The sequence below is a fragment of the Algivirga pacifica genome, assembly GCF_039543525.1.
Taxonomy (GTDB): domain Bacteria; phylum Bacteroidota; class Bacteroidia; order Cytophagales; family Flammeovirgaceae; genus Algivirga; species Algivirga pacifica.
On record NZ_BAABJX010000024.1, the window covers coordinates 119,438 to 144,830 of the forward strand.

At 38.9% G+C, this 25,393-nt stretch carries 18 protein-coding genes and 1 tRNA gene; 8 read left to right on the top strand and 11 right to left on the bottom strand.

From position 1 onward, the window contains the following. Positions 1–201 precede the first annotated feature (201 nt). Positions 202–1,761, bottom strand: a complete 1,560-nt coding sequence (locus ABD985_RS08260) for a glycine--tRNA ligase (RefSeq protein WP_345370814.1) — start codon at positions 1,759–1,761, stop codon at positions 202–204. A 402-nt stretch (positions 1,762–2,163) separates the two neighbouring features. Between ABD985_RS08260 and ABD985_RS08265 the strand changes: the two genes are divergently transcribed. Next, entirely contained in the window at positions 2,164–3,198 is a 1,035-nt protein-coding gene (locus ABD985_RS08265) for a hypothetical protein (protein ID WP_345370816.1), read from the top strand. Here ABD985_RS08265 and ABD985_RS08270 read toward each other — a convergent pair whose 3' ends face one another. Beyond that, positions 3,199–3,570, bottom strand: a complete 372-nt coding sequence (locus ABD985_RS08270; protein WP_345370818.1) for a hypothetical protein — start codon at positions 3,568–3,570, stop codon at positions 3,199–3,201. A gap of 260 nt (positions 3,571–3,830) precedes the next feature. Here ABD985_RS08270 and ABD985_RS08275 point away from each other — a divergent pair, with 260 nt between their 5' ends. The 4 genes from ABD985_RS08275 to ABD985_RS08290 all read left to right on the top strand — a co-directional run bounded on the left by ABD985_RS08275 (position 3,831) and on the right by ABD985_RS08290 (position 8,502). Next, the gene (locus ABD985_RS08275; protein ID WP_345370819.1) at positions 3,831–4,106 is read left to right on the top strand and encodes a hypothetical protein; all 276 of its coding nucleotides are present in this window, start codon (positions 3,831–3,833) and stop codon (positions 4,104–4,106) included. 122 nt (positions 4,107–4,228) lie between these two features. Continuing rightward, positions 4,229–5,395 carry a porin gene (locus tag ABD985_RS08280; RefSeq protein WP_345370821.1) on the top strand — a complete coding sequence of 389 codons (1,167 nt, stop codon included), beginning with the start codon at positions 4,229–4,231 and terminating at the stop codon, positions 5,393–5,395. Between the two features lie 290 nt (positions 5,396–5,685). Beyond that, positions 5,686–6,723, top strand: a complete 1,038-nt coding sequence (locus ABD985_RS08285; protein WP_345370823.1) for a right-handed parallel beta-helix repeat-containing protein — start codon at positions 5,686–5,688, stop codon at positions 6,721–6,723. A gap of 96 nt (positions 6,724–6,819) precedes the next feature. Beyond that, positions 6,820–8,502 (top strand): hypothetical protein, encoded by a 1,683-nt coding sequence (locus ABD985_RS08290; RefSeq protein ID WP_345370825.1) that lies wholly within the window; start codon positions 6,820–6,822, stop codon positions 8,500–8,502. A gap of 35 nt (positions 8,503–8,537) precedes the next feature. Here ABD985_RS08290 and ABD985_RS08295 read toward each other — a convergent pair. From ABD985_RS08295 to purE, 4 genes are all read right to left on the bottom strand, one after another. Continuing rightward, positions 8,538–8,622, bottom strand: a tRNA-Ser gene (locus ABD985_RS08295). A 180-nt stretch (positions 8,623–8,802) separates the two neighbouring features. Continuing rightward, positions 8,803–10,725 (bottom strand): molecular chaperone DnaK, encoded by a 1,923-nt coding sequence (gene dnaK / locus ABD985_RS08300; protein ID WP_345370827.1) that lies wholly within the window; start codon positions 10,723–10,725, stop codon positions 8,803–8,805. A 240-nt stretch (positions 10,726–10,965) separates the two neighbouring features. Further along, positions 10,966–11,790: a glycoside hydrolase family 25 protein gene (locus ABD985_RS08305; protein WP_345370829.1), complete on the bottom strand. Its 825-nt coding sequence runs from the start codon at positions 11,788–11,790 to the stop codon at positions 10,966–10,968. 280 nt (positions 11,791–12,070) lie between these two features. Next, positions 12,071–12,583 carry a 5-(carboxyamino)imidazole ribonucleotide mutase gene (gene purE, locus ABD985_RS08310; RefSeq protein ID WP_345370896.1) on the bottom strand — a complete coding sequence of 171 codons (513 nt, stop codon included), beginning with the start codon at positions 12,581–12,583 and terminating at the stop codon, positions 12,071–12,073. 287 nt (positions 12,584–12,870) lie between these two features. Between purE and trkA the strand changes: the two genes are divergently transcribed. Both trkA and ABD985_RS08320 read left to right on the top strand, forming a co-directional pair. After that, positions 12,871–14,217 carry a Trk system potassium transporter TrkA gene (gene trkA, locus ABD985_RS08315; protein WP_345370831.1) on the top strand — a complete coding sequence of 449 codons (1,347 nt, stop codon included), beginning with the start codon at positions 12,871–12,873 and terminating at the stop codon, positions 14,215–14,217. A 65-nt stretch (positions 14,218–14,282) separates the two neighbouring features. Further along, entirely contained in the window at positions 14,283–15,818 is a 1,536-nt protein-coding gene (locus ABD985_RS08320) for a TrkH family potassium uptake protein (protein ID WP_345370833.1), read from the top strand. A 139-nt stretch (positions 15,819–15,957) separates the two neighbouring features. Here the strand turns inward: ABD985_RS08320 and ABD985_RS08325 are convergent, their stop codons facing one another. The 5 genes from ABD985_RS08325 to ABD985_RS08345 form a co-directional block, all read right to left on the bottom strand. Then, positions 15,958–16,926: a glycosyltransferase family 2 protein gene (locus tag ABD985_RS08325; RefSeq protein WP_345370835.1), complete on the bottom strand. Its 969-nt coding sequence runs from the start codon at positions 16,924–16,926 to the stop codon at positions 15,958–15,960. Positions 16,927–16,958: 32 nt separating this feature from the next. Next, the gene (locus ABD985_RS08330; protein WP_345370837.1) at positions 16,959–17,519 is read right to left on the bottom strand and encodes a hypothetical protein; all 561 of its coding nucleotides are present in this window, start codon (positions 17,517–17,519) and stop codon (positions 16,959–16,961) included. Between the two features lie 2 nt (positions 17,520–17,521). Next, positions 17,522–18,664: a cysteine desulfurase family protein gene (locus ABD985_RS08335; RefSeq protein WP_345370839.1), complete on the bottom strand. Its 1,143-nt coding sequence runs from the start codon at positions 18,662–18,664 to the stop codon at positions 17,522–17,524. Positions 18,665–19,108: 444 nt separating this feature from the next. Then, on the bottom strand, positions 19,109–20,497 hold the full coding sequence (gene glmM, locus ABD985_RS08340; protein ID WP_345370841.1) for a phosphoglucosamine mutase: 1,389 nt from the start codon (positions 20,495–20,497) through the stop codon (positions 19,109–19,111). Between the two features lie 301 nt (positions 20,498–20,798). Continuing rightward, the gene (locus ABD985_RS08345) at positions 20,799–22,388 is read right to left on the bottom strand and encodes a ComEC/Rec2 family competence protein (RefSeq protein ID WP_345370843.1); all 1,590 of its coding nucleotides are present in this window, start codon (positions 22,386–22,388) and stop codon (positions 20,799–20,801) included. Positions 22,389–22,824: 436 nt separating this feature from the next. Here ABD985_RS08345 and ABD985_RS08350 point away from each other — a divergent pair, with 436 nt between their 5' ends. Then, a complete protein-coding gene (locus tag ABD985_RS08350) occupies positions 22,825–25,179 on the top strand; it encodes a ribonucleoside-diphosphate reductase subunit alpha (RefSeq protein ID WP_345370845.1) in 2,355 nt (784 codons plus the stop codon). The last annotated feature ends 214 nt before the right edge of the window (positions 25,180–25,393 follow it).

Consider the following 25,393-nt stretch of genomic DNA (forward strand, 5'->3'; position numbering starts at 1 on the left):
ATTATATATTAAGCAGTATAAAAAATGTATTTGATGTTATTGCTATAATGATAGCACGATATACTACCCTACATTTTCCAAAATATTATTCAGTAATAATGAAAAAAGGGAAAAGGAATACTGTCTATCAACAAGACCTCAATTCCTTCTCCCCTTATCGCCTTTTATTTACTGTTTTATGATACTATAAAACAACAAGACTTATTTCAGTTCTTTCAAGAGATGTCTCAAAGAAACTTTCTCCCCGATAAAAGCGTGTAATTCGCTGATTGGCATACGGAACTGCTCCATAGTATCACGCTCACGTACTGTCACTGTATTGTCCTCCAAGGTCTGGTGGTCAACTGTAATACAGTAAGGAGTACCTACCAAGTCCTGTCTGGTGTAACGCTTACCTATCGCATCCTTCTCCTCGTACGTAATATTGAAGTCATACTGTAGCTCTTGCATCACTTCTGATGCCTTAGCTGGCAAGCCATCTTTTTTCGTCAATGGGAATATCGCAGCTTTCACTGGAGCCAACGCAGGGTGGAACTTCAAGTAAGTTCTTTCTTTTGTCTTTTCTCCATCCTGAACAGTCTCTTCCGTATAAGCACCTGCCAATACAGACAAGAACATACGATCCAATCCTACTGAAGTTTCGATCACGTAAGGAACCACATTCTGGTTCATATCATTATCAAAATACTGTAGCTTTCTACCTGACAACTCTTGGTGAGCACCCAAGTCAAAGTCTGTACGAGAGTGAATACCTTCCAACTCTTTTGTACCAAATGGGAACTTAAACTCAATATCTACAGCTGCATTCGCATAGTGTGCTGTTTTCAAGTGGTCATGGAAGATATAGTTATCTTTATTCCCCACTAGATGATGCCACTTCATACGCAGGTCTTTCCAGTACTCGTACCACTCCATCTCTGTACCTGGCTTCACGAAGAATTGCATTTCCATCTGCTCAAACTCACGCATACGGAAAATAAACTGACGTGCTACGATCTCGTTACGGAATGCCTTACCGATTTGAGCGATACCAAACGGAGGGCGCAAACGAGAAGTGTTCATCACGTTCAGGAAGTTCACAAAAATACCTTGAGCCGTTTCTGGACGAAGATAGATTTTTGCAGCGTCTCCTGATACCGCCCCTAGCTCTGTAGAGAACATTAGGTTGAATTGTCTAACGTCTGTCCAGTTTTTAGTTCCACTAATAGGACAAGCAATTTCACAGTCCTCGATCAATTGCTTCAATGCTGCCATATCCTCGTTCTCAAGGGCTTCTTTCATTCTGCCCTCAATCTCCTCGATTTTCTTTTTGTTACGAAGAACGTTAGGGTTCGTTTCCAGGAACTGCGCTTCATCAAAGTCGTCCCCAAAACGCTTTCTACCTTTAGTTACTTCCTTATCAATTTTCGCCTGATATTTAGCGATATGATCCTCCAGCAATACATCTGCTCTGTAACGCTTTTTAGAATCTTTATTGTCAACCAATGGATCATTAAAGGCATCCACGTGTCCTGAGGCTTTCCATACCTGAGAGTCCATGAAAATCGATGAATCGATTCCCACAATATTAGGATGCATCTGCACCATCGCTGCCCACCAGTAATCCTTAATGTTTTTCTTTAGGGCTGCTCCATTGGGACCATAATCATATACTGCCTGTAAACCACCATATATTTCACTGGAAGGAAATACGAAACCATACTCTTTAGAGTGTGCTACTATTTTCTGAAATACGTTTTCCTGATTCTTGTCTTTTGCCATTTTGGATCACTTAGTGATAATAAAATAATTATAGAACATGCAGTAATACATACACTACTTCCGAATCGTTTAAACAAGGTATTTTCCTAATGATATACCATTCCTCTCCTCTATCTCCCTTCTGCTATTCCCTGCCTGATCTCCTCCAAAAACCTGTTATGAATTGTTGTCGAAAGCACAAAAAAAGTGATTCATTACTACAAATTGCATTTACCTTAGCAAAGATATAAAAATACAGAAATAAACAGTAATTCAATACATTTTCCCCAATACAACATCAGTGTAATAGTCCCTTAAAGCAGCATTCGAAAAAAAGGAATAAAAAAATATTAGATAACAAAAAGCATCCCTTTTTTTGAAAAAAATTATAATATTCAAATAAATCTACCCGAAGAAGATACTATGAAACAACACACCACCACCAACGTCAGTAGAGAAAACATCAAACTTATTATTCTTGATGTAATAATGCTATGCGTTCTGGGTTGTAATTTATTATTTATCTTCTTCCATGATCTTTTCCGAAGCCAATGGGTACGGGAATTTGTTTATGATCTGTCTCCTGCCTTTCATGACTTTTATGCCAAAACACTTTATGAGAATTTTGACTTGATTGATGGCGTTTTCGTCTTAATATACCTTAGTGAATTCTTTTTTAGTTGGTATCAGGCTGTACGCAGCAAACGTTACAGCAAATGGTTCTTTTATCCTTTCCTTCATTTTTATGACTTACTAGGAAGTTTACCTTTCGAAAGTTTGCGCTGGATGCGACTATTTAGGGTCGCTGCCATTATCTATCGCTTACATATCGCCAAAGTTATTGACTTACAAAAAAGTGAACTATTTCGTACCGCCTATTATTACTATGAGGTAATCATGGAGGAAATCTCTGACCGGGTAGTAATCAATGTACTTAAGGGCGTAAAAACAGAAGTGCGTAGAGGCAATCAACTTTTTGATGAAGTGATCACCAAGGTTGTCTACCCCAACAAAAGTGAATTGATTAGCTACGGAGCTCAAAAAATTAGTCGTGCCGTACACACCACTTATCAAATCTACAAAGAGGATACTTCCGACTATGTAGAAGGGTTAGTCAAAGATGTAGTACAGCATAATGATGAAGTCAAAAGCCTGAAACTCGTTCCTATTGCGGGAAACTACGTAGCACACCGTATCGAAATTGCTGCCCATGAAATTGTTATGACAGTTATTGAAGAAATCCTAAATGACCTCTCTTCCCCAGAAAAAGTCAAAAAAGTGGAAGAAGTAGCCGATCAGGCTATTGAGACTTTCTTGAGAGACAAGGGCGGCCCTTCTTTGGACCTTGAAGTTACGGATATTGTTTGTCAGGTCATTGACTTACTCATCAAGCAAGTAAATGTCAAGCAATGGAAGCTAAGAGACCCTGATCTTCCTGACAGTGCTGAAGAAGTTTAATCAATCTTCTGTTTCTTTTTCTTTACGCTGACGTTGATCAATCATTAGCATATATACTGATGCAATCAATAAAGAAGAAGTATAAGCCAAAGCCATAGGGGAAGGATCTCCTATCCAATACAAGTACACAGCAATGACTAGGGCGATGAGTAACAGTGGCCATCCCACACTACTAAAATTAATTAAAGGTCTTTTTTGAGACTCCCGAACGACTCTCTCTAGTTCTTCTTCATCAATTTTCCGAATAGCAGCACTAATTTCTTCATCTGTATAGCCTTCATGGACCATAGATCGACGAATTTCAGGGTATGTTGAGCCTGAAGCTCTCAGGTTTTTAAAATGATGGAGGTCAAGTGGTGGTCTGGTGTTCATGGGTTAGTAATTTAGTGATCGATAGGTTAGTTATTAGTCAAGGCAAGACAACCACAAGGGTAGCCCTTCCTTTCTCCTTTTAAAATAGAGATCACATCAAACAATCAAAACCTGAACTCCTTTTCATCCAAGATGTTCTTTCTTGTATCCCTTATTTTTTCAGAATAATCACCATAATTGGGGGTGGACTATTAAATATTATTTAATCACCTTGTAAATCATACTTAGGACTTTTTTGTAAACAATAAACTATTCAACTTATGGCTAACTATACATCCATATTTTCTTTGATTAAGGGAAAATACATTTTACATGAAAATGTATCTATTGTGATGAAAATACAAGGGATTACAATCCATCCGAATGGCTCTAGCATGAGTCTGGAATGTATTGATGAAGATCAGAACATTCACCTAGTAGAATTTAATAGTAAATCTGTGATGGGATACCACTTATTCAATAGAAGTTTACAATTCTTCGACAACCTGGAAGAAGCTCAATTATTTGCTTCAGAGCAATTGGCATTTGAAAACTAAAACTGACCATTTAACTCCCATACAACACTGCAAAACCCCTAAATCATTAACCCAACACTTACACTTGTCTCATGAATCTCTTAAAGGGAAAGATCCATCGATGGCTTGCTATAATATTCATTATGGCATTCTATACCACACCACTACAAGCTCAAAAAAATCCTGAGTTTCAAAATGAACAAGGAGAGGTTACGCATAAGGACTCTCTAAGCATCTATGGAGCTGTAAATACACTTGTCGCTCGTCTAGGTGAAGGAGAGTATGAAGTTCTACAAAACGTACCGAGATGGGGATTTTACCTGCAAAAGGCTTCTACTCGTACCCGTATTTCTATGATTGCACGTATGGAGTGGGGCGTCAATATGATCGAGAACAATACGGTCATCAATCCTGATGCTACGACCGCAGAAGACTTTCTACAAGATGGCATCGATGCTTTTACCACTCGTCAAGGCTATATCGGCGTATCTCACCCAGTATGGGGTACCCTTACCATTGGTAAACAATGGAGTGTATACTACGATGTCTCCAATGTTACCGATTACTTTAATGTTTTTGGGAGTGCAGGGTCTGGTACCTATAACTTCTTCACAGATGGAGGTATAGAGGGCACTGGACGAGCAGATAAAGCGATTATTTATAGAAATAAGTATAAAGGATTCTCTTTAGGGCTGCAAAGTCAATTATTGGGAAATGTTTATCACTATGCCGCCTCCTTACGATATAAATTTAAAGAATTAGGGGTCACACTCGGAGCAGCCTATAATCGTGCAAATACCACTACTGATTTTGAAGGTATTGGGATTATCTTTCCTGACAAGACACTGGACTCACATGTATTATCGGCTTCTTATGATAAAGGGGCTTGGTATTTTGGGTTATTGTACGCCAATCAGGACAGTGAATTTTTCAGCAGCAATCAACAAGTAATTATCCCTGACAATCCCACTGAAGAGCCTACTGAAGCTAGTATTTTAATAGAAATGCCCGCTATCGGTGTAGAACTTTATGGTCGATATCGGTTCAAGAAATTCTTTAATCTCTATGGAGGGTTCAACTTACTTATCCCAAGGGCAGACAACGACTTGCCTCCACAAGTAGACAGTGACTTTCGTACATATTTCTGGACAACTGGTCTAGAATTTCGTACTGCTAAAGGTGCTGCGGCCTATTTTGAAGCCAAGTTGGACAATAGTATTAATGATAAGGGAAATGAAGTAAACAACCTTTATGCTTTAGGCCTACGTTACAATTTCAACTTTGACTTCCTTACGCTTATTGAGCGATAGGTCAGTTTATCCCAACACATGACCTCTGTTAATTGAATTTCATTCGTTTATTATGTTTAGTTGATATTCTTGAATCCGTATTTAATAATTTAAAGAATTCAACTAAACATCATAAACACCTATTGCCTTTCAATTGTAATTAAACAATATGAGCAGAGTCTAATCTATGGTCTTCTTTTCGAGCAAATGGTATTCAATACAAGAAATATGCTAAAAAAATGATTTTCCATCATTTTTCCTGCATAATTTTTGCTAGTAGCTATGATATTTATCACATCATAGCCAACACCATGAAAAAACTATTTACTCTACTCACTCCTGTAGTGCTGCTATTGCTATGGGGAAACACTGCGTATGCCTCTAAATGGAGAGTCAACAGCAATCAAAATATCGACGCTCACTTCCATAGTATAGGAGAGGCTTGTCATTCTTCTAGTGTGCAATCAGGAGATACTTTATACGTTGAAGGTTCTTCTTTTTCTTATGGAGATGTAACACTCAACAAATCACTCGTATTAATAGGTCCTGGCTACTTTTTACACGATAATGAAAACACCAGTGCCTTTCCTCTAGAAGCCCAGTTCAGAAACTTCAAAGTGACAGAAGAGGCTGCACACTCTGTAATTATGGGACTTTCTATTTATGGTACTTTTTATTTAGGGAGCTCAAATATTGCGTTATCCAGAAATCTTATACAATACCTGTCCATTGGACACAATGGTACCTCTCATATTTCAGCTAGTAACTGCCTTATCAGTCAAAATTATATCGACGGAGAAGTTTATATCAACAGCAAGCCCGCAGATGGTATTATCATTACCAATAATATTATTAAAGGAAATCTTTCTGCCTATTATGCCAATTATAGTCGTTCACAGTCTGCCGTTATTGCTAGATATAATTATGTGGGAGAGTATATTATGTTGAACAATTCCATTATCGAATACAACATCGTAAAAGGGCACCTTAACAGTATGCAGGTGGCTTCTGCTACCAATACCTCTATTCTGGAAACTACCTCTAAAGGCTCTTGTCACAACCGTATTACCGCTAACTTCTGTAGTTGGGAAAATGGACGAGAGAATAGTGTTAATTGGCAAAGAGTATTTGTTGCTAAGGTACCTAAGATCGACCGTGAATTTGAGTTTTCACAGAACCCTTTCCAGGGAAATATTGATATAAAAAAACTAGGTCCTTTCGGAGGAAAGTCCCCTTATGTCCTATCAGGACTACCGCCTGTTCCTGTTATTTATCATGCTGAAATTGCTCCTGTAGGGACTAAAAAAGAAGGTCTTTCTGTTTTCTTACAGATCAAAACACAGGACTAAATTTTTTCATACTTCATAGCGGGCTTCATCAAAGCCCGTTTGCTTTATTTACTCACGGCTTGGGCAAGTTCCACAAGCTAAATCACTCAAAAACCAATGAGATTTACGTTGCTGATCTGCTGCTTATTGGCCATAACCTTGCGCCTTGAAGCACAAAATCAACTGGAGTTCTTTTTTGATAAAGACCCCGGCTATGGGAAGGGTACCATTTACCAATTAAAAAAAAGTAAGGAACACCACCTCTTGCTGGATATCCCTATCAAAAACCTCCACGAAGGGGTTCATACGGTCTATTTTAGAAGTAGAAACCAAAAAGGACTATGGGGGCAAACTATACAGCAAACGTTTTTGTATCGTACTGTACAAAGCGAGATACTTTGGGCGCAAGAAGCCGAGTATTTCTTTGATAAGGATCCTGGTTATGGAAAGGGAACTTCTCTTCAACTTGATCATAGCAATACGCTTGACGTATCTCGTCTTATTGGATTACAAGATCTAGCAGAAGGAATGCATACCTTAACCCTACGTATTAAGGATAATGACCAACAATGGAGTCACTCCTATAGCTTTCCATTCATTAGCATTAATGCAGACACTCCTCAGCAGACTTCCTATCCTCTAGAGTATTTTTTTGATAAAGACCCTGGATATGGAAAAGGAATACAACTAAAAGCAGTCGAGCAAAGAAACTTTACGATTCCTCTTAACAATATCAACCCTGGAATACATACTTTATTTATTAGAGCTAAATCTACTGACGATACCTGGGGGATCACTCAACAAAAAGTAGTCCTTATCCAAAATGGATCTCAGCACACTTCTTCTTTGAAAGCTGAATACTACATTGATACTGACCCTGGAGTAGGGAAGGGGATCCCTTTAAAGGTTCCTAATAGTCAAGAAATACATCATACCGTAAACCTTGAAAACATTCCCTATGGATTCCATACGCTATACTTTAGAGTTAGTGATCAATATGACAACTGGAGTCAACTCTATCAACAAAGTTTTGTCCATCTATCAGTACCAGAACCAATCGTTTATACCGAATACTATATTGACAAGGACCCTGGTTATGGCAAGGGAAAACCTATACCATCCACAGAAAAAGAGGTCTTACATACTGTAGATCTATCAGAGGTAGAAGGAGAAGAGCATACGATCTTTATAAGAAGTAAAGACTTCGATGGACACTGGAGTAAGCAAATGCAAAGGAGTTTTGTCTATTGTGCTACTCCAAAAGCTCCTTCTATTTCAGGGGAACATATCATTTGTAGCTCAGAAAAGTCTTGGTTTCAGAGTAGTATTATTGAAGAACTTGAACTCTATGAATGGGAACTATCTCCAGCATATGCTGGACAAATTGTTCACCAAGGAAAAAGCCGTACACAAATTACTTGGAACCCCTCCTTTAACGGCGCAGCTACACTAAAAGTTAGAGCAATGAAAGAATGTGTGGCAGGCGATTACTCCGAAAACTTCTTAGTACAAGTTTACAATAAGGAAATCCCTCTAAACTTTGAAGACTATCAAGCAGAAAGACAGCAAGGAGCAACTACACAATCGATTGCTGTTACTCCTCATCACAATATTACAGAGTACTCTTGGAGTATTTCTCCTTGGTGGGCCGGGAAAATTCAGGAAGAGGGCCCTAAAGCAACTATTTTATGGAAGGACAGTTACCACGGAAAAGCAACAATTACTGTGAAAGGAAAAAATCTATGCAATACCTCTAAAAAGAAAAATATACAAATTATGAGTCGCAGTATAGAGAATTAAAAAAGGAGTGATAAAACTATCACTCCTTTTTTTTGCAGAGAGGAAGGGATTCGAACCCTCGAGACATTGCTGTCAACACGCTTTCCAGGCGTGCGCCTTAAACCGCTCGGCCACCTCTCTGTATGAAACGGCTACAAATATAGGGAGCAAAAGTTCTTGTTCCAAAGAAACACTCTCTAAAAAGTTCCATTGACTCACAAAAAAATCCAAAAGAGGCAGGTAAACACTGCCCCTTTTGGATTTACCTTATTTTCATGCTTACCGATACCTCTAAAGATATCAGTCACCTATCAAAAACGATTACTTTACTTCTTCGAAGTCAACGTCTGTTACGTCGTCATCGCCACCTGCGTTAGCATTAGCGCCTGCACCCGCATCAGCACCTGCTCCTGCAGCACCAGCGGCACCTGCATCAGCTCCACTTGCTTGATACATCTCCTGAGAAGCGGCTGTCCATGCAGCGTTCAATGCCTCCAAAGCAGTATCAATCTTCGCCAAGTCTTCTGCTTGGTGTGCTTCTTTAAGGTCTTTCAAAGCAGCTTCAATCGCTGTTTTGTTTCCTTCTGAAAGCTTGTCACCGTACTCAGACAATTGCTTCTCTGTTTGGAATACCATTGCATCCGCATTGTTCAGCTTCTCTACGCGCTCTTTTGCAGCGTTATCCGCATCTGCATTTGCAGCTGCTTCATCCTTCATCTTTTGGATTTCTTCCTCAGTCAATCCAGAAGAAGCCTCGATACGGATCGATTGCTCTTTATTTGTTCCTTTATCTTTTGCAGAAACGTGGATCAAACCGTTGGCATCAATATCAAACGTTACTTCGATTTGAGGTACACCTCTTGGTGCTGGAGGAATTCCGTCCAAGTGGAATCTACCAATCGTTTTGTTGTCCTTCGCCATTGGGCGCTCTCCCTGCAATACGTGAATCTCTACTGAAGGCTGGTTATCTGCCGCAGTCGAGAATGTTTGTGATTTCTTTGTAGGGATCGTTGTATTGGACTCGATCAATGTTGTGAATACACCACCCATTGTTTCGATACCCAATGAAAGAGGTGTTACGTCAAGAAGCAATACATCTTTTACTTCTCCTGTCAATACACCACCCTGGATCGCTGCACCCAAAGCAACTACCTCATCAGGGTTAACACCTTTAGAAGGCTTCTTGCCGAAGAACTTCTCTACTTCTTCCTGTACTTTAGGGATACGTGTAGATCCACCTACCAAGATTACCTGATCAACATCTGAAATTGACAAGCCTGCATCTTTCAACGCTTCCTGACAAGGTTTCAAAGAACGTTGTACCAAAGAGTCTGACAATTGCTCAAACTTTGCTCTTGACAAGCTCTTTACCAAGTGTTGAGGTACCCCGTCTACTGGCATGATATATGGCAAGTTGATCTCTGTAGAAGTAGAAGAAGAAAGCTCAACTTTTGCTTTTTCTGCTGCTTCTTTCAAACGTTGCATTGCCATAGGGTCTTTTCTCAAGTCAATCGTTGGATGATCTTTCTTGAACTCCTCTGCCAACCAGTCAATGATTACTTTATCAAAGTCATCACCACCAAGGTGCGTATCACCGTTTGTAGAAAGTACTTCAAATACGCCATCACCCAACTCAAGGATAGAGATATCAAATGTACCACCACCAAGGTCAAATACGGCTACCTTTTGGTCTGTATCTTTCTTATCCAAACCATACGCCAATGCTGCAGCTGTTGGCTCGTTGATAATACGTTTTACTGTAAGACCAGCAATCTCGCCTGCTTCTTTAGTTGCCTGACGCTGTGCATCATTAAAGTATGCTGGAACTGTAATAACTGCTTCTGTTACCTCTGTACCCAAGTAGTCCTCTGCTGTTTTCTTCATTTTCTGAAGTGTTACTGCAGAAACCTCCTGAGGAGTAAACATTTTATCATCAATCTTAACTCTAGGGGTGTCATTCGGCCCTTCTACAACCTTGTAAGCAATTTGCTCCAATTCTCCCGTCACCTCAGAATACTTTCTACCCATAAAACGCTTTACAGAAGATACTGTATGCTGTGGGTTAGTAATTGCTTGACGCTTTGCAGGATCTCCTACTTTTCTTTCCCCATTCTCCAAATATGCCACAACAGATGGTGTTGTTCTTCTTCCTTCTGCATTAGGGATAACTACAGGCTCGTTTCCTTCCATTACGGAAACACATGAGTTTGTAGTCCCCAAGTCAATACCTATGATTTTACCCATGATTATTATTTTTAGATGATATGATTTTCTTTTTTCTCAATAACTAAAGGTGTAAGTCCTTTGTCGTTGTCCTTACGATAAACCTTTGGACAACCCTTGTGCCAAGTGAAATTTTATGACATAATGTCACTTTTTTCATTTCGCAAACTGACAAACACGCAAGAAAAAAATGGAAAAGTGACAAAAGTGAATTGCCTACAGAGAAAAATGGAAAGCAATAAAAGTAATAATGAACACCTCTCATTTTCCTAGCTGCCGAAGACTTTCCAATGGTCCTTTATACACATTGAGATCTACGAACTCTGTAATGCCTTTCACTTTCCCCTTTTCCGAGAACTGCCAAAAGCTCCAGGAATGGGCATAAGGCTCATCAATATAGTTGTAATTGGCTATCCAAAGAGGATATTGATCAAAACCATAGTCTTTCAAGTGACTATTATAAAACTTATCTCCTGTATAGATAATTGGTTTTACTCCATAATGCTGCTCTACTTTCTGCAGCCATCTTTTTAACCCTTTTCTAAGATTATCCATAGACTGTACAGTCGGACGTGCTTCTATATCCAATACTGGAGGTAGATCTTTTGTTTTATCAAATCCTTGTACTTGTTGAATAAAGCTCTCTGCTTGCAGTAAGGAATTTTCATCGGGACGATAATAATGATAAGCTCCTCTCAATAATGAACTCTTTCGGATCTGCCGCCAATTTCTTCTAAAGTTAGCATCCTTATCACCACCCATCGTAGCTCGAATAAAAGCATATTGTATCGGCACATTGATTTGCTGAGCCTCTTTCACACGACTCCAATCAATCGTTCCTTGATAATGGGAGACATCTATTCCAAAAGTATATTGCTGATATTTTTTTTCGATACGGGATATCTTTTCTTGCTCTGCCAAGGAGGCTTCCAAAAAACGTGTTCTCGAAAAGTTAGATTTAATATAGTAACGTACCTCTCGTCTAAAACTCACCAACCCCACCATCGAACCCATCATCAGAAAAAGAATCACATAAAAGCCCCAAGCCAGCTTCTTCTGAACCTTCTTTTTTTGTTGATCCGTCATAAAACAATTTAAAAATGATGATTTGGTAAGAACACCTGAAACAGTGCCCTGCAAATACAATTTTGTTCATGTTGTTTAATTGAGCTTCGCTCGTTCATGATGTTTAGTTGAATCGTTGAATTTCTCCTTCGGAGAGTTGAATTGAGCTTCGCTCCATTATATGGCGTCTTGATTCGAGTTGAATTGTTTTCTGAGTTCAACTCAATTCAATGATTCAACTAAACATTATGAACGCAATTGCCCGGCAATTGCAATTAAACAGCATGAACAATACTATGAATTACTTCAATACTTCTTTCCAGCCTTTAGCTTCTACATTTTCCGCACTGTCCAACACCTTTTGCTTCATTTCCTTCTTGAATACATCAAGGTTCTTGGCTACCGTCTCATCAAAAGCTCCGACAATCTGAGCAGCAAGAATTCCAGCATTTTTTGCGCCATCCAAGGCTACCGTAGCCACCGGAACACCTCCTGGCATTTGCAAAATTGATAATACAGAATCCCATCCATCAATCGAGTTTCTTGATTTTACAGGAACGCCAATTACTGGAAGGCTAGTCATGGAAGCAACCATACCTGGCAAGTGGGCTGCACCTCCTGCTCCTGCAATAATTGCCTTAATTCCATTTTCTCTTGCGGTGGTTGCATACTCATACATACGCTCTGGAGTACGGTGAGCAGATACAATGGTCAATTCATATGCTACTCCTAATTGTTCCAGTACTTCAGCTGCCTCTGACATCACTTTAAGGTCAGACTGGCTCCCCATAATAATTCCTACTTTCATAGTTATTTTTTTAATTGATCTACCGTATATGGATACTTCTTGTGTAAAAGAAAATAATAGGAAGAACCCCCGATTGTCCGTATAGTTTCCTAATATTTACGTCTATTTACAGGCAAAAGTAAGGAAAAGATTAAGAAGGTGCTCAAAATCATATTCTCATATCCATACATCAAGCTGGTGATTTACATTCGCTAATTATAGAGTTATACAAAACCTACGTATATTTGCCCGTATTACGATTTGTCATAGAACGATTGTAATACCTCCATTTTTAACTAGAAACTGTTGAATTCGTGAAAATAGTAATTGCAGGAGCAGGAGATGTTGGCTTCCACCTAGCACGGCTCCTTACCAACGAGGACCAGGACATTACGATCATAGACGTTGATGCTGATCGATTGAACTATGCAGCACAACATCTAGACGTAGCCACGGTCAAGGGCTCTTCTACCTCCTTTGAGACCCTTGAAAAGGCCAATATAAGCAAGGCCCACCTTTTGATTGCTGTTACTGCGGCTGAAGACACGAATTTACTGACTGCCTCTATCGGCAAGCAATTGGGAGCTAAACGTACCATTGCCCGTATCAGCAATAGTGAATTTCTACAGAACAGAGATAAGTTCGATTTGCGTAACCTGGGAATTGATGAATTAATTTCTCCAGAACTTTTAGCAACCAAAGAGGTCAAGCGATTACTTAAAGAGGCTGCGATTACAGATACCTTTGAGTTTGAACGTGGCTTACTTTCTCTGATTGGTATTACCATTGATGAGGAAGCAGACCATCTTAGTAATAAAACGCTAAGAGAAACGGCCTATCTGAATCCTAATTATGATTTCCTCACGGTAGCGATTCTACGTAACAACGAAACCATTATTCCTAGAGGAGACACCCGTTTTGAGACAGGAGACCATGTCTATTATATTGCTAAACCAGAAGGCGTAAGTCGTGTTCTTAAGCTTACAGGAAAGCAAAAGGATAAAAAAATCAGAAGCATTATGATTCTAGGAGGTAGTCGAGTAGGCTTCTATGCTGCTCGTTCCCTCAGTAGCAAGTATAATGTGATCCTTATAGAGAAAGATAAAGATAAATGTTTCGAGTTAGCCGACCTACTTCCTAACACCTTAGTAATTAACGGTGATGGTCGAGATGTAGAGCTATTACAAGAAGAAGGGATAGACAATATTGATGCCTTTATTGCAGTGACAGGAGACTCGGAAACCAATATTATTTCCAGCTTGGTCGCTAAGAATCATGGAGTGGACAAAACCATTGCCTTGGTAGAAAACATCGATTATATACACCTTTCCCAAAATATGGGGGTAGATACACTTATCAACAAAAAGTTGATTGCAGCTAACTTTATCTTCCGTTATATACGTAAAGGACAGGTATTATCCCTAACGAGTCTTCACGGAGTAGATGCAGAGGTTCTGGAGTTTGTCGTTAATGAAGGTGCTCCTATTACACGTGCTCCACTATCAGAACTGGATATTCCTAAAACTGCCATTATTGGTGGTATCATCCGTAAAGGAAAATCCTATGTCCCTAAAGGAAGCTTTACCTTTAAACCTTACGACAGGGTGGTGGTACTCTCCAGACCGGAATGTATCCATAAAGTAGAATTTTTCTTCAAGTAAGAAGATCTCTATTATTTGTAAAAGCACTATAGAAAAGACTATAGTTATTTTTTTCAAAAGGAGTCATGAGAAAAACCAAATTATTCAATTACCACCTGATCATTTCCATTATAGGGATCCTACTGGTGATCAACAGCATGTTTATGCTCTTTTGCCTTCCCTTTTCTTTGTATTACAACGAAGATAACTGGGTTGCTATCACTGCTGCTGCTCTAATCAACGGGATCATTGGAGGAGGATCATTTTACTACTCCCAGAAAAAGTCTCCATCCAAAGACCTAAAGAAAAAAGATGGTTACCTGATCGTTACCCTTGGGTGGATCTTTATTTCTTTTTTTGGAGGACTTCCTTACTTGCTCAGTGGAGATATTCCATCACTCACTGATGCTTTCTTTGAGACACTGTCTGGCTATTCTACCACAGGGGCCTCTGTACTAACCGATATAGAAGCCGTTGGTAAAGGAATCTTATTATGGAGAAGCCTTACTCAATGGATTGGAGGAATGGGAATCATCGTACTGACTGTAGCCATATTACCCATCTTGGGTATTGGAGGAATGCAGCTTTTTGTGGCAGAAGCACCCGGCATCTCTCCGGATAAATTACAGCCAAGAATCAAAGAAACGGCGAAACGACTTTGGTGGGTATACCTTGGGCTTACCTTTACTGAAATGATCTTACTCATGATCGGTGACATGAGTTTTTATGACGCCTTGAACCATGCGCTCACGACGATGGCTACCGGAGGATTCTCTACTAAGAATAGTAGTGCCGCCGCCATGTCTCCCTTTATTCAATATGTCATTATCATTTTCATGTTTATAGCGGGGACCAACTTCACCTTGAACTACTACTTATTTAAGGGGCGATTCAAGGATATCTTAAAAAACGAAGAATTTAAATATTACGCCAGCATTGTAGGAGGCAGTACCCTATTACTCTCTTGTATCGTATTCTTTGCGCTTTCTACAGAAGGAGGAAAAGACTTCTGGGAAGTAATTTATGCAGAATGGGGGAGCAGTATAGTCTTGCTAGAAAGAGCCGAGAAATCTTTCCGTGATGTATTATTTCAAGTTATCTCTATCATCACAACAACAGGATATGTCTCTGCGGATTATACAGGATGGACCACCTTTGCTACAATGTGGATTTTTGTCTTGATGTTTATTGGAGGAATGGCTGGATCTACCGCTGGAGGTGTCAAGATCGTTCGCCATATTATTCTCCAGAAAAATAGCTTTCTGGAGCTTAAAAGACAACTTCACCCTTCTGCAATTATACCGGTAAGGTTCAATCATATGGCCGTGTCCCAATCCATTACTTATAATGTCTTGGGCTTTATTATTGCCTATTTCCTGACTTACGCCTTAGGGATATTGGTTATGGCTGCTATGGGACTAGACTTACTTACCGCTATGGGTTCTGTAGCTACTTGCTTGGGAAATATTGGTCCGGGACTAGGTACCGTAGGACCTGTTGACAACTTTGCACATCTTCCTGATGGTGCCAAATGGTTCTTATCCTTTATGATGCTATTGGGACGTTTAGAACTCACTACCGTGATCATTATCTTTACGCCTTATTTCTGGAAAAAAGTCTAACTATAAGAGAAGGTTTGTTAATTGTGAACTGAAATTGTTCTAAAAATAAGGAGAAAGAAATAGCACATATATAAAAGCTATTTCTTTCTCCTTATTCATTATGAGTATTTTCAGATACTTTTAACTTTTTAGCAGCTAGCTAAAAGTCCCCTATCTTATCTTTTACACTATAGTCATTTCGATGTGGGTTGTTCAATGAAATCAACTCTCCCAAGAATCCTGCTAAGAACAGTTGTACCCCTATAATGATCAATACCAACGCTAGATAAAACAGTGGTTGATCGGTGACCTCTCTTCCAATCGGCAAATGCATAAAGGAGCGGTATACCTTCTGGGACAAAATCCAAACTGAAAAACCACCTCCCAAGAAAAAGGAAATGACCCCCAACAAACCAAAAAAGTGCATCGGCTTTTTCTTGAAACGAGACACAAACATAATGGACAGTAAGTCCAATAGCCCATTGACAAAACGCTCTAACCCAAACTTTGTATATCCGTACTTTCTGGAACGGTGCTGTACCACTTTCTCACCAATTCTGGTAAAACCTTCCCATTTGGCAATCACAGGAATATAGCGATGCATCTCCCCATATACCTCTATATTTTTGATTACCTCATTTTTATAAGCCTTCAAGCCACAGTTGAAATCATGCAAATAAATTCCCGAAGCCATACGCGTAGCAGCATTGTAAATTTTGGTAGGAATAGTCTTGGTAATAGGGTCATACCTTCTCTTTTTCCATCCAGATACCAAGTCATAGCCTTCATCCATAATCATTCGATACAGCTCTGGAATCTCATCAGGACTATCTTGCAAATCGGCATCCATAGTAATTACGACATTGCCGGAAGCATGTTCAAAACCAGTATTTAAAGCGGCTGACTTTCCATTATTTCGTTGAAAGCTAATCCCTTTAATGTTATTATTTTTTTGATGCAGTTCTTGTATCACCTTCCAGGAATTGTCTCGGCTACCATCATTGACCATGATTACTTCATAAGTATATTGATGCTCTTCCATCACTTTTTTGATCCATGAGGCCAACTCGGGAAGAGACTCTTCTTCATCCAACAAAGGAACCACGACAGATATATCTACTGCTTTCATTCAATATGTGTTTTCTAGCGTTTTTCTCTCAATTAAGAATTCTGAGGAACTGTTCTAAGTAAAAAAGCTAACAAGAAAGAGGACATTACCCCTGCAATTGTTAATGAAATATACGTCAAAAACTGTACTGCACCCCAAATAATCCCTAAAAATAAGCCATTATTCTTCAGGGTTTCCAGTTCATTCAATATACCCTGTCTTTCTATAGCCGTAAGGTTGTCCATCTGTTGGACTTGTTCTACCATTACTTTCATCTGCTCCACCTGCAAAGGTTCCAAAGCACTCAAAAATGTAGTAGCGTTCCAAAAACCATATATTGTATTCAAGAGACTCCCCAATCCCATACCAAAAAGTACAATCAGAGCCCCCATCTGAATCCCTTTTCCAAAATTAAATTGGTAATGGTTGGCTTTTTTATAATCAAAAAAAGCAATCAATAAAGCCGCTTCCATCACAACGTACAATACGGTCATTCCATCCCCTTCATGTACATATCCATAGACAGATACGGTAAAAGAGATGTACAGAAAATAAAAAATGCCCAAAATAAGTCCATATTTCAGGACAAAATTGAATATCGATAAACTCTTCATACCTAATCTTTTTGCAATATTTCCTTCAATTGATGTACGGTATAATCAATCTCTTCTTTTGTAGTCATCTTACTGAAAGAAAAACGAATATTGATTCTATTCAAATCAGCGTTAATACCTGCCAATACATGAGAACCTTGTTGTGCCCCTGCCGAACAAGCACTTCCTCCAGAAGTGGCAATTCCTTTCATATCCAGCATAAACAAGAACATATCTTTTTGAGGAGTCTCAGGGAAGCTCACATTCAGAACTGTATATAGCGTATCCTCCAGCTGATCAGAAATCCCATTGAAACGTACTCCTTCAATCTCTTGCTGTAAGCGCTCAATCATATACTGCTTCACCCCCTTCACCTGTGCTATATGTTCTTCTTGCTCATTCACTGCAATTTCCAATGCCTTAGCAAAACCTGCAATTCCATATGCATTTTCAGTCCCACTACGCATTTCTCTTTCCTGTCCTCCTCCTGTCAGTAAGGAATCCATTTTAGTCCCTTTCCTTAGGTACAAGAATCCTACTCCCTTAGGACCATGCAACTTATGTGCTGACCCTACTAATGCATGTACCTTCAGTTTTTTTACATCGATCGGATAATGCCCCACAGTTTGTACTGTATCTGAATGCAGGATTGCACCATACTCTTCACACAAATTACCTACTTTCTCCAAATCAAGTAATGTCCCAATCTCATTATTGGCGTGCATCAAGGTCACCAGTGTTTCTTTTCCCTTGTTTTCCAATAAGCGCTCCAATTGCCCATAATCTATTTGCCCTCCATTATCCAAGTCAAGATAAGAAACGTTGACAATTCCCTTTCTTTCCAATTCTTCTACCGTATGCCCTACAGCATGATGTTCTATTTTGGTAGTAATAATATGTGTAAGATTATTTGCACTCACTAATCCTCGAATTGCCGTATTGTCTGATTCTGTACCTCCTGAAGTAAAGTATATCTCTCCAGACAGTGCATTCAACTTTTCGGCTACTTTTTTACGTGACTGTTCAATCACTGCCTTGGTTGCACGACCAAAAGCATGAATAGAAGAAGGGTTTCCAAATGTATTCCCCATTATCGATGTCATCTCTTCTATCACTGCAGCATCCATTGGTGTAGTCGCTGCATTATCTAAATATACTTTCTTCATGGTTAGTCTATTCTTCGAGTAAGGTTTATCGCTTACCGGTTATCGTTTAATTAAGCTTGAATAAAAACCTTCTAATGATTATGCCTTCCTAAATCAGTATTTCAAATAATACTCTAAAAGGTAATCACTTTAATTCATTATAAAAGCTCTAAGATAAGTACAAAAATACCGATATAAAGTTAAAAAATGTAACCTCTTGAAAAAAGAGAGGCATTCTGATGAAAGTACTTCTTTCACCAAAATGCCTCTAAGATGGAATACGTATCCATCATGTTGCTAACTCGCTCTGTTGAATCGTTGAATCGTTGAATTGAGCTTCGCTCGTTGATTTGAGTTGAATTGTTTTTTGATGGACTCTACTGGTATCCTCAATCAACAGTTCAACTCGAATCAACGATTCAACAAAGCTAGTTAGCAGTATGACTATTATTAATTCAACGAAAATTAGATTCCTGCTACTTCTTTAATCTCTTCGATCACTTTCTTCGCCAATACATCTGCACTCTCAATAGAGGACGACTCTGCATAGATACGAATAATTGGCTCTGTATTAGACTTTCTAAGATGTACCCATTCTTTCTCGATATCGATTTTCACCCCATCCAATGTGTTCACAGGATATGCTTGGTATTTCTCTTCCATCGCCTTTAATACAGCGTCTACATCAATCTCCGGAGTCAATTCAATCTTGTTTTTAGAGATAAAATACGCAGGATAAGAAGCTCTTAGCTCGCTGGCTTTTCCACCAAAGTGTGCCAAGTTAGACAAGAACAAAGCAATTCCTACCAAAGCATCTCTTCCATAGTGCAATTCAGGATAGATCACACCACCATTCCCTTCTCCTCCGATGACTGCATTTTGCTGCTTCATCATCGTTACTACGTTCACTTCTCCTACTGCAGAAGCAAAATATTCTCCTCCTGCTGCTTCTGTTACATCTCTTAGTGCACGAGTAGAAGACATATTGGAAACTGTATTTCCTTTACGTTTCTTCAAGATATAATCTGCTACTGCGACCAAAGTATATTCTTCACCAAATGCAGATCCATCTTCGTTCATCAAAGCCAAACGATCAACGTCTGGGTCTACTACAATCCCCAAGTCAAAATCACCTGACTTCAGGGTTGATGCGATCTCTGTTAAGTTCTCTGGCAAAGGTTCAGGGTTGTGAGGGAAGTGGCCATTAGGCTCTGTATATAATTCCTCCACTTCAACACCTAAGGCTTTTAATAGCTTTGGCACTGCAATACCTCCTGTAGAGTTTACACAGTCTACTACTACCTTAAAGTTTTTTGCTTTGATAGCAGCTACATCGATATCATCCAATCCCAAGATCATATCAATATGCTTATCAATATAAGAATCGTCCTTTGTATATGTACCCAATTCTTCTACTGCAACATAATCGAAATCCTCTTTGTTGGCTAGTTCAACAATGCGCTTTCCAACCATATCTGAAATAAACTCTCCTGTTGAACCTAATAGTTTAAGAGCATTCCAGTTTCCGGGATTATGACTTGCCGTAAGAATAATTCCTCCGTTAGCATTTTCTTCAACCACTGCTACTTCAACTGTAGGAGTTGTAGAGAGTCCTAGATCTACTACGTGAATTCCTTGAGCCATTAACGTACTGACCGCAATATTGGAAATCATTTCTCCGGAAAGACGTGCATCTCGTCCAATCACTACTTTAGCAGACTTTCCTGCCGCATCTTCCAGAATCCATTTTCCGTAAGCAGAAACAAATTTCACTACGTCAAGAGGTGTCAACGACTCATCTGGGCGTCCTCCGATCGTTCCTCTAATTCCAGATATTGATTTAATTAATGTCAAAACAAAAAAAGGTTTATATGTATATCAATAATGTCAATCGACCAAAAAAATTACAAGGTGGAAAGATAGGGCATATCCTATACTTTATCAATAGAGTTTATCACGGTTAATTGTCTATGAATAAGAAAGGCTACTCAACTAGCTATAGAGTGTATTAATTATTGAAAATTAATCATTGATCATTGAAAATTATAAAAGCTATAGCGTACCACTGACCTATCTCAAAAGCTGAGAGTTTTCTGCTTGTACTAAATTAACTGTGATAAAGTCTAATGAATTAATTTTATAATTCTCCCTATACTTACAAATAATAATCCAACTGAAAATAAAGTAACAATAAATATATACCAGCAAAATAATACCATCGCCTCTGATGAAGTACTATCGCAATAAGTAAAACTAGAATATACAAAAGCCCTAACTGCACACTATTAACCTTTAGCTCTATAGATGCATAGGATAGTCGACTAATTATTTTCACTAAAGAATTCATTCCATCAAGTAATTGAGTCAAAAGTATAGCCCCCTTGATTGCTCCCCATTCCCATATATACATCATTCCAATTGTAACCACTCCTCCCCATACTAATAACGTTACCAGTAAAATGACTGGAATATTGGCCAGTAAGAAGTAAGTGGGAAAGAGTCCAAAATAATAAAGAGAGAATGGAAATGTAGCTAGCTGTGCCGCTATAGATACAGCAGTCAGCTCCCATAAGTACTTTAATACTAAAGATGAAGGCGACCACAACTTCTTTATTCTCGGTTGCAAACATACAATCCCCACGACAGCTGTATAAGAAAGTTGAAAGCCTACCCTAAATAAGTGATATGGATCAATTAGAAGTAACATAACAGCTGAGCAAGCAATCGTATTCAAGATGTTTGCCTTTCTTCTAAAACAGAGTCCTATTAAGATCACGGAATACATCAAGGCAGACCTACTGACTGAAGCTGCTCCACCCGTTAACAATACATACCCCCACAATAACAATAAGGCTGTAACGGTAATCCCTATACACCAGTATATCCGCTGTTGATAATACCTTAGCAGATAAAAAAAGATCGACAGTAAAATACCTACATGCAAACCAGAAACAGCTAATACATGCATTACTCCTGTCGTTGCATATTGATGTTTTAGCTCTTTTGATAACCCTGTTTTATCTCCTAACAATAGGGCCTTCAATATTCCTTCAACATTTTTATTTGGAAAATATTGATGTATACGCCAAAGTATATCACGTTTCAATTGCAGTACTTTTACCTTCAAAGAAATCGTATCTCGTTGCAACAATATATAATCTGTGGGGTAACTCCATTGTTGTAAATAAATATGATTTCTTCGTTGATATGCCCCCCAGTCAAACCCTTCATTATTAAATGATACAAACGGTTTAGGTTTTCCTTTTAATAAATATTCTCCGCCCATCACCGGAAGGCGGCTATCATCTGAACATGCCACACGCCACTGTATCTTACCCGTTGCTTGCTCCCATTGACCATAACAATAGACGGCTGTTACCTCCAACAAGGATTCTACATATTTATCCTTATGCTTTACTTCATCAATCACACTTCCCTTATAGTAAAGAACACTATCCTTTAAAGCAACATGCCTTGTCCCTTCAATAGGTTTATAGCTATTGATACGGGTTCCTATCCATCCCACCATCACACCCGCGATCCCTAAATAGATTAAAATCCAATACCCCCTTCTATATCGAAAAGAGCTGATTGCTAAAGTATACCCAATAAATAATGACAACAGACCTATACCATAGATATAAATAAAAGAAGCTATAGGGAGTGAAAACTCATCTACTACAAAAATCAAGAGAATCAATATACCTGCTAAACGGACAAAAGGAAACTGATACCATACATTCATATTTATAGCTTTTGTGATTTAATACAATCACAAGCTATCGTGTCTCAGGACAATATTTTTAGCTTTTGACTCTTTTAGCCCTATTATTCTAACACGTTATCTTCTCTTTTCTTACATGCAGATACTAGCTAATGTTTTTCATTTTTCCATGTCAGGACTTTAATTATAGATATGGATAATTCTTTATCATTTCTATTAAAAAATACAAAATGAACATTTTTTAAACATTTTGAGTTAATAAAAATGAAATAGATTATTAAATTATCAATACACTTAATCAGTAATCCAATATACCCTAGGTGTATATAGAGCTCCTTTTAGCTTTATAAATACCAAAATTCATTTGTTATCGTACATGTCAATTGCTATGTAACGCTACTCAGGCAATTATTTGACAACAACTACATTCTTTTACTTCATACCCTTTTTATACACCATGCTTGTAATCAAAAGAGACGGACGAAGAGAAAGTGTCCGGTTTGACAAGATCCTCAAACGAATTGAAAACTTATGCCAAGGACTAGACAGCAAGTTTATTGACCCTGTAGAGATCTCCAAGAAAGTTATCATGGGACTCTATGATGGAGTAACCACTACCGAACTGGATAATCTAGCCGCTGAAACTGCTGCCGCACTCGCTACACGGCATCCAGACTTCTCTAAACTCGCAGCCAGAATTTCTATTTCCAACCTACATAAAACTACCAGTCAATCCTTTTCCAGTACTGCAAAAAGACTCTATAATTATATAGATCCGAAAAATGGAGAAAATGCTGCTTTAATCTCGAAAGAGGCTTATGAGGTAATTCGGGCCAATGCCAAACGATTAGACGAAGCCATCGACTACCAAAAGGATTATGACTTTGACTACTTCGGATTCAAGACACTGGAACGCTCTTATTTATTCAAGCTCAACGGAAAGATTGCAGAACGCCCTCAGCACTTATTTATGCGGGTGGCTGTCGGTATTCATTTAGATGATATTGATGCCGTGCTTCAAACCTATCAGTTGATGTCTGAGAAATGGTTTATTCATGCAACTCCAACACTTTTCAATGCCGCAACACCAAAACCTCAAATGTCCAGTTGCTTCTTGGTCGCTATGAAGGATGATTCTATTGAAGGAATTTACGACACCCTCAAGCAATGTGCTCTCATATCCCAATCTGCAGGAGGTATCGGTCTCAGTATTCATAACATTCGGGCCACAGGCTCCTATATCAAGGGTACTAATGGGTCTTCTAATGGTATTATCCCTATGCTTAGGGTATTCAATGACACCGCAAGATACGTAGATCAGGGAGGAGGGAAGAGAAAAGGAGCCTTTGCTATTTACCTGGAGCCTTGGCATGCCGATATTTTTGCCTTTTTGGATTTACGTAAAAACCACGGAAAGGAGGAATTGCGTGCCCGTGACTTATTCTATGCTTTGTGGGTTTCTGATTTATTTATGAAAAGGGTGGAAAATAATGAAGAATGGTCACTCTTCTGTCCGCATGAAGCTCCGGGACTTGATAATAGCTATGGGAAAGAATTTGAAATGCTTTACCAAAAATATGAAAAGGAAGGAAGAGCCAGACGTACGATCAATGCGCAAGAGTTATGGTTTGCTATACTGGAAGCACAAGTAGAAACAGGTACTCCTTATATCCTGTACAAGGATGCAGCCAATGGAAAATCCAACCAAAAGAACTTGGGGATTATTAAGTCCAGTAATTTGTGTACTGAAATCATCGAATATACTTCTGAAGATGAAACTGCCGTTTGTAATCTAGCTTCTTTGTCTCTTCCTAAATTTGTACATAATGGCACTTTTGACCACCAAAAGCTGTACGAAGTCACCAAAGTAGTTGCCCGTAACCTAAATAAAATCATCGATCGTAATTATTATCCTGTACCAGAGGCTCGCAATTCTAATATGCGCCACCGACCTATCGGTATTGGAGTACAAGGATTAGCGGATGTATTTATGATGCTTCGTATGCCTTTTGATGGAGAAGAAGCCAAAGGGCTCAATAAAGATATCTTTGAAACACTCTACTTTGCTGCCATGACTTCATCCATGGAACTAGCCAAAGAGCAAGGTGCCTACGAAACGTTTAAAGGATCTCCTGCTTCCAAGGGAATTTTCCAGTTTGATATGTGGGGAGTGACGCCTTCTTCCGGACGTTGGGATTGGTTCTCCTTAAAGCAGCAGGTCAAAGAGCATGGCTTACGCAACTCTCTATTGCTTGCTCCTATGCCAACAGCGAGTACCTCTCAGATCTTAGGAAATAACGAGTGCTTTGAGCCTTTCACCTCTAATATTTATAGCCGAAGAGTCCTTTCTGGTGAGTTTACCATTGTCAACAGGCATCTATTAAAAGACCTAATTGCATTAGGGCTATGGGATAATACTATGAAGAACGAGCTTATCGCTCAAAATGGCTCCGTACAGAATATCCAAAAGATACCCCAGCACATTAAAGATCTTTACAAGACGAGTTGGGAGATTAGCCAAAAAGTGATCATTGATATGGCTGCAGACCGGGGGGCGTACATTTGCCAAAGCCAAAGTCTAAATCTGTTTGTGCCTAATCCAAACTTTGGAAAACTAACCTCTATGCATTTTTATTCCTGGAAAAAAGGGCTTAAAACAGGGATGTATTACCTCAGAACCAAAGCTGCCACAGAAGCTATTAAGTTTACCGTGGATACTCAGCAGCTACAAGATAAAAAACCTGATACAGCACAAGAAGAGGGGGGAAGTTGTTCTTTGGATGATCCTGACTGCTTGTCCTGTCAAGGATAGTTGTTAATTTTCAATGATTAATTTTCAATGATTAATTTTCAATGATTAATTTTCAATTAAAATGAATCATCCAAAAAGGCTACTGAACTAGTTCTCTCTGAACTGGTTCAAGAGTTCAAATTCCGAACGAGGTACGAGTAAGGAATTGCTCTTGGACCAAGCGGTTTACTACATCGGTTAAGGTTTATGCGTCCTATTTTTGAAATAGGAAAAC

Excerpts from the sequence above, each read along its gene's own strand:
- ABD985_RS08260 (WP_345370814.1), bottom strand. The coding sequence starts at position 1,761 with ATGGCAAAAGACAAGAATCAGGAAAACGTATTTCAGAAAATAGTAGCA.
- ABD985_RS08265 (WP_345370816.1), top strand. The coding sequence starts at position 2,164 with ATGAAACAACACACCACCACCAACGTCAGTAGAGAAAACATCAAACTT.
- ABD985_RS08270 (WP_345370818.1), bottom strand. The coding sequence starts at position 3,570 with ATGAACACCAGACCACCACTTGACCTCCATCATTTTAAAAACCTGAGA.
- ABD985_RS08275 (WP_345370819.1), top strand. The coding sequence starts at position 3,831 with ATGGCTAACTATACATCCATATTTTCTTTGATTAAGGGAAAATACATT.
- ABD985_RS08280 (WP_345370821.1), top strand. The coding sequence starts at position 4,229 with ATGGCATTCTATACCACACCACTACAAGCTCAAAAAAATCCTGAGTTT.
- ABD985_RS08285 (WP_345370823.1), top strand. The coding sequence starts at position 5,686 with ATGAAAAAACTATTTACTCTACTCACTCCTGTAGTGCTGCTATTGCTA.
- ABD985_RS08290 (WP_345370825.1), top strand. The coding sequence starts at position 6,820 with ATGAGATTTACGTTGCTGATCTGCTGCTTATTGGCCATAACCTTGCGC.
- dnaK (WP_345370827.1), bottom strand. The coding sequence starts at position 10,725 with ATGGGTAAAATCATAGGTATTGACTTGGGGACTACAAACTCATGTGTT.
- ABD985_RS08305 (WP_345370829.1), bottom strand. The coding sequence starts at position 11,790 with ATGACGGATCAACAAAAAAAGAAGGTTCAGAAGAAGCTGGCTTGGGGC.
- ABD985_RS08320 (WP_345370833.1), top strand. The coding sequence starts at position 14,283 with ATGAGAAAAACCAAATTATTCAATTACCACCTGATCATTTCCATTATA.
- ABD985_RS08325 (WP_345370835.1), bottom strand. The coding sequence starts at position 16,926 with ATGAAAGCAGTAGATATATCTGTCGTGGTTCCTTTGTTGGATGAAGAA.
- ABD985_RS08330 (WP_345370837.1), bottom strand. The coding sequence starts at position 17,519 with ATGAAGAGTTTATCGATATTCAATTTTGTCCTGAAATATGGACTTATT.
- ABD985_RS08335 (WP_345370839.1), bottom strand. The coding sequence starts at position 18,664 with ATGAAGAAAGTATATTTAGATAATGCAGCGACTACACCAATGGATGCT.
- ABD985_RS08345 (WP_345370843.1), bottom strand. The coding sequence starts at position 22,388 with ATGAATGTATGGTATCAGTTTCCTTTTGTCCGTTTAGCAGGTATATTG.
- ABD985_RS08350 (WP_345370845.1), top strand. The coding sequence starts at position 22,825 with ATGCTTGTAATCAAAAGAGACGGACGAAGAGAAAGTGTCCGGTTTGAC.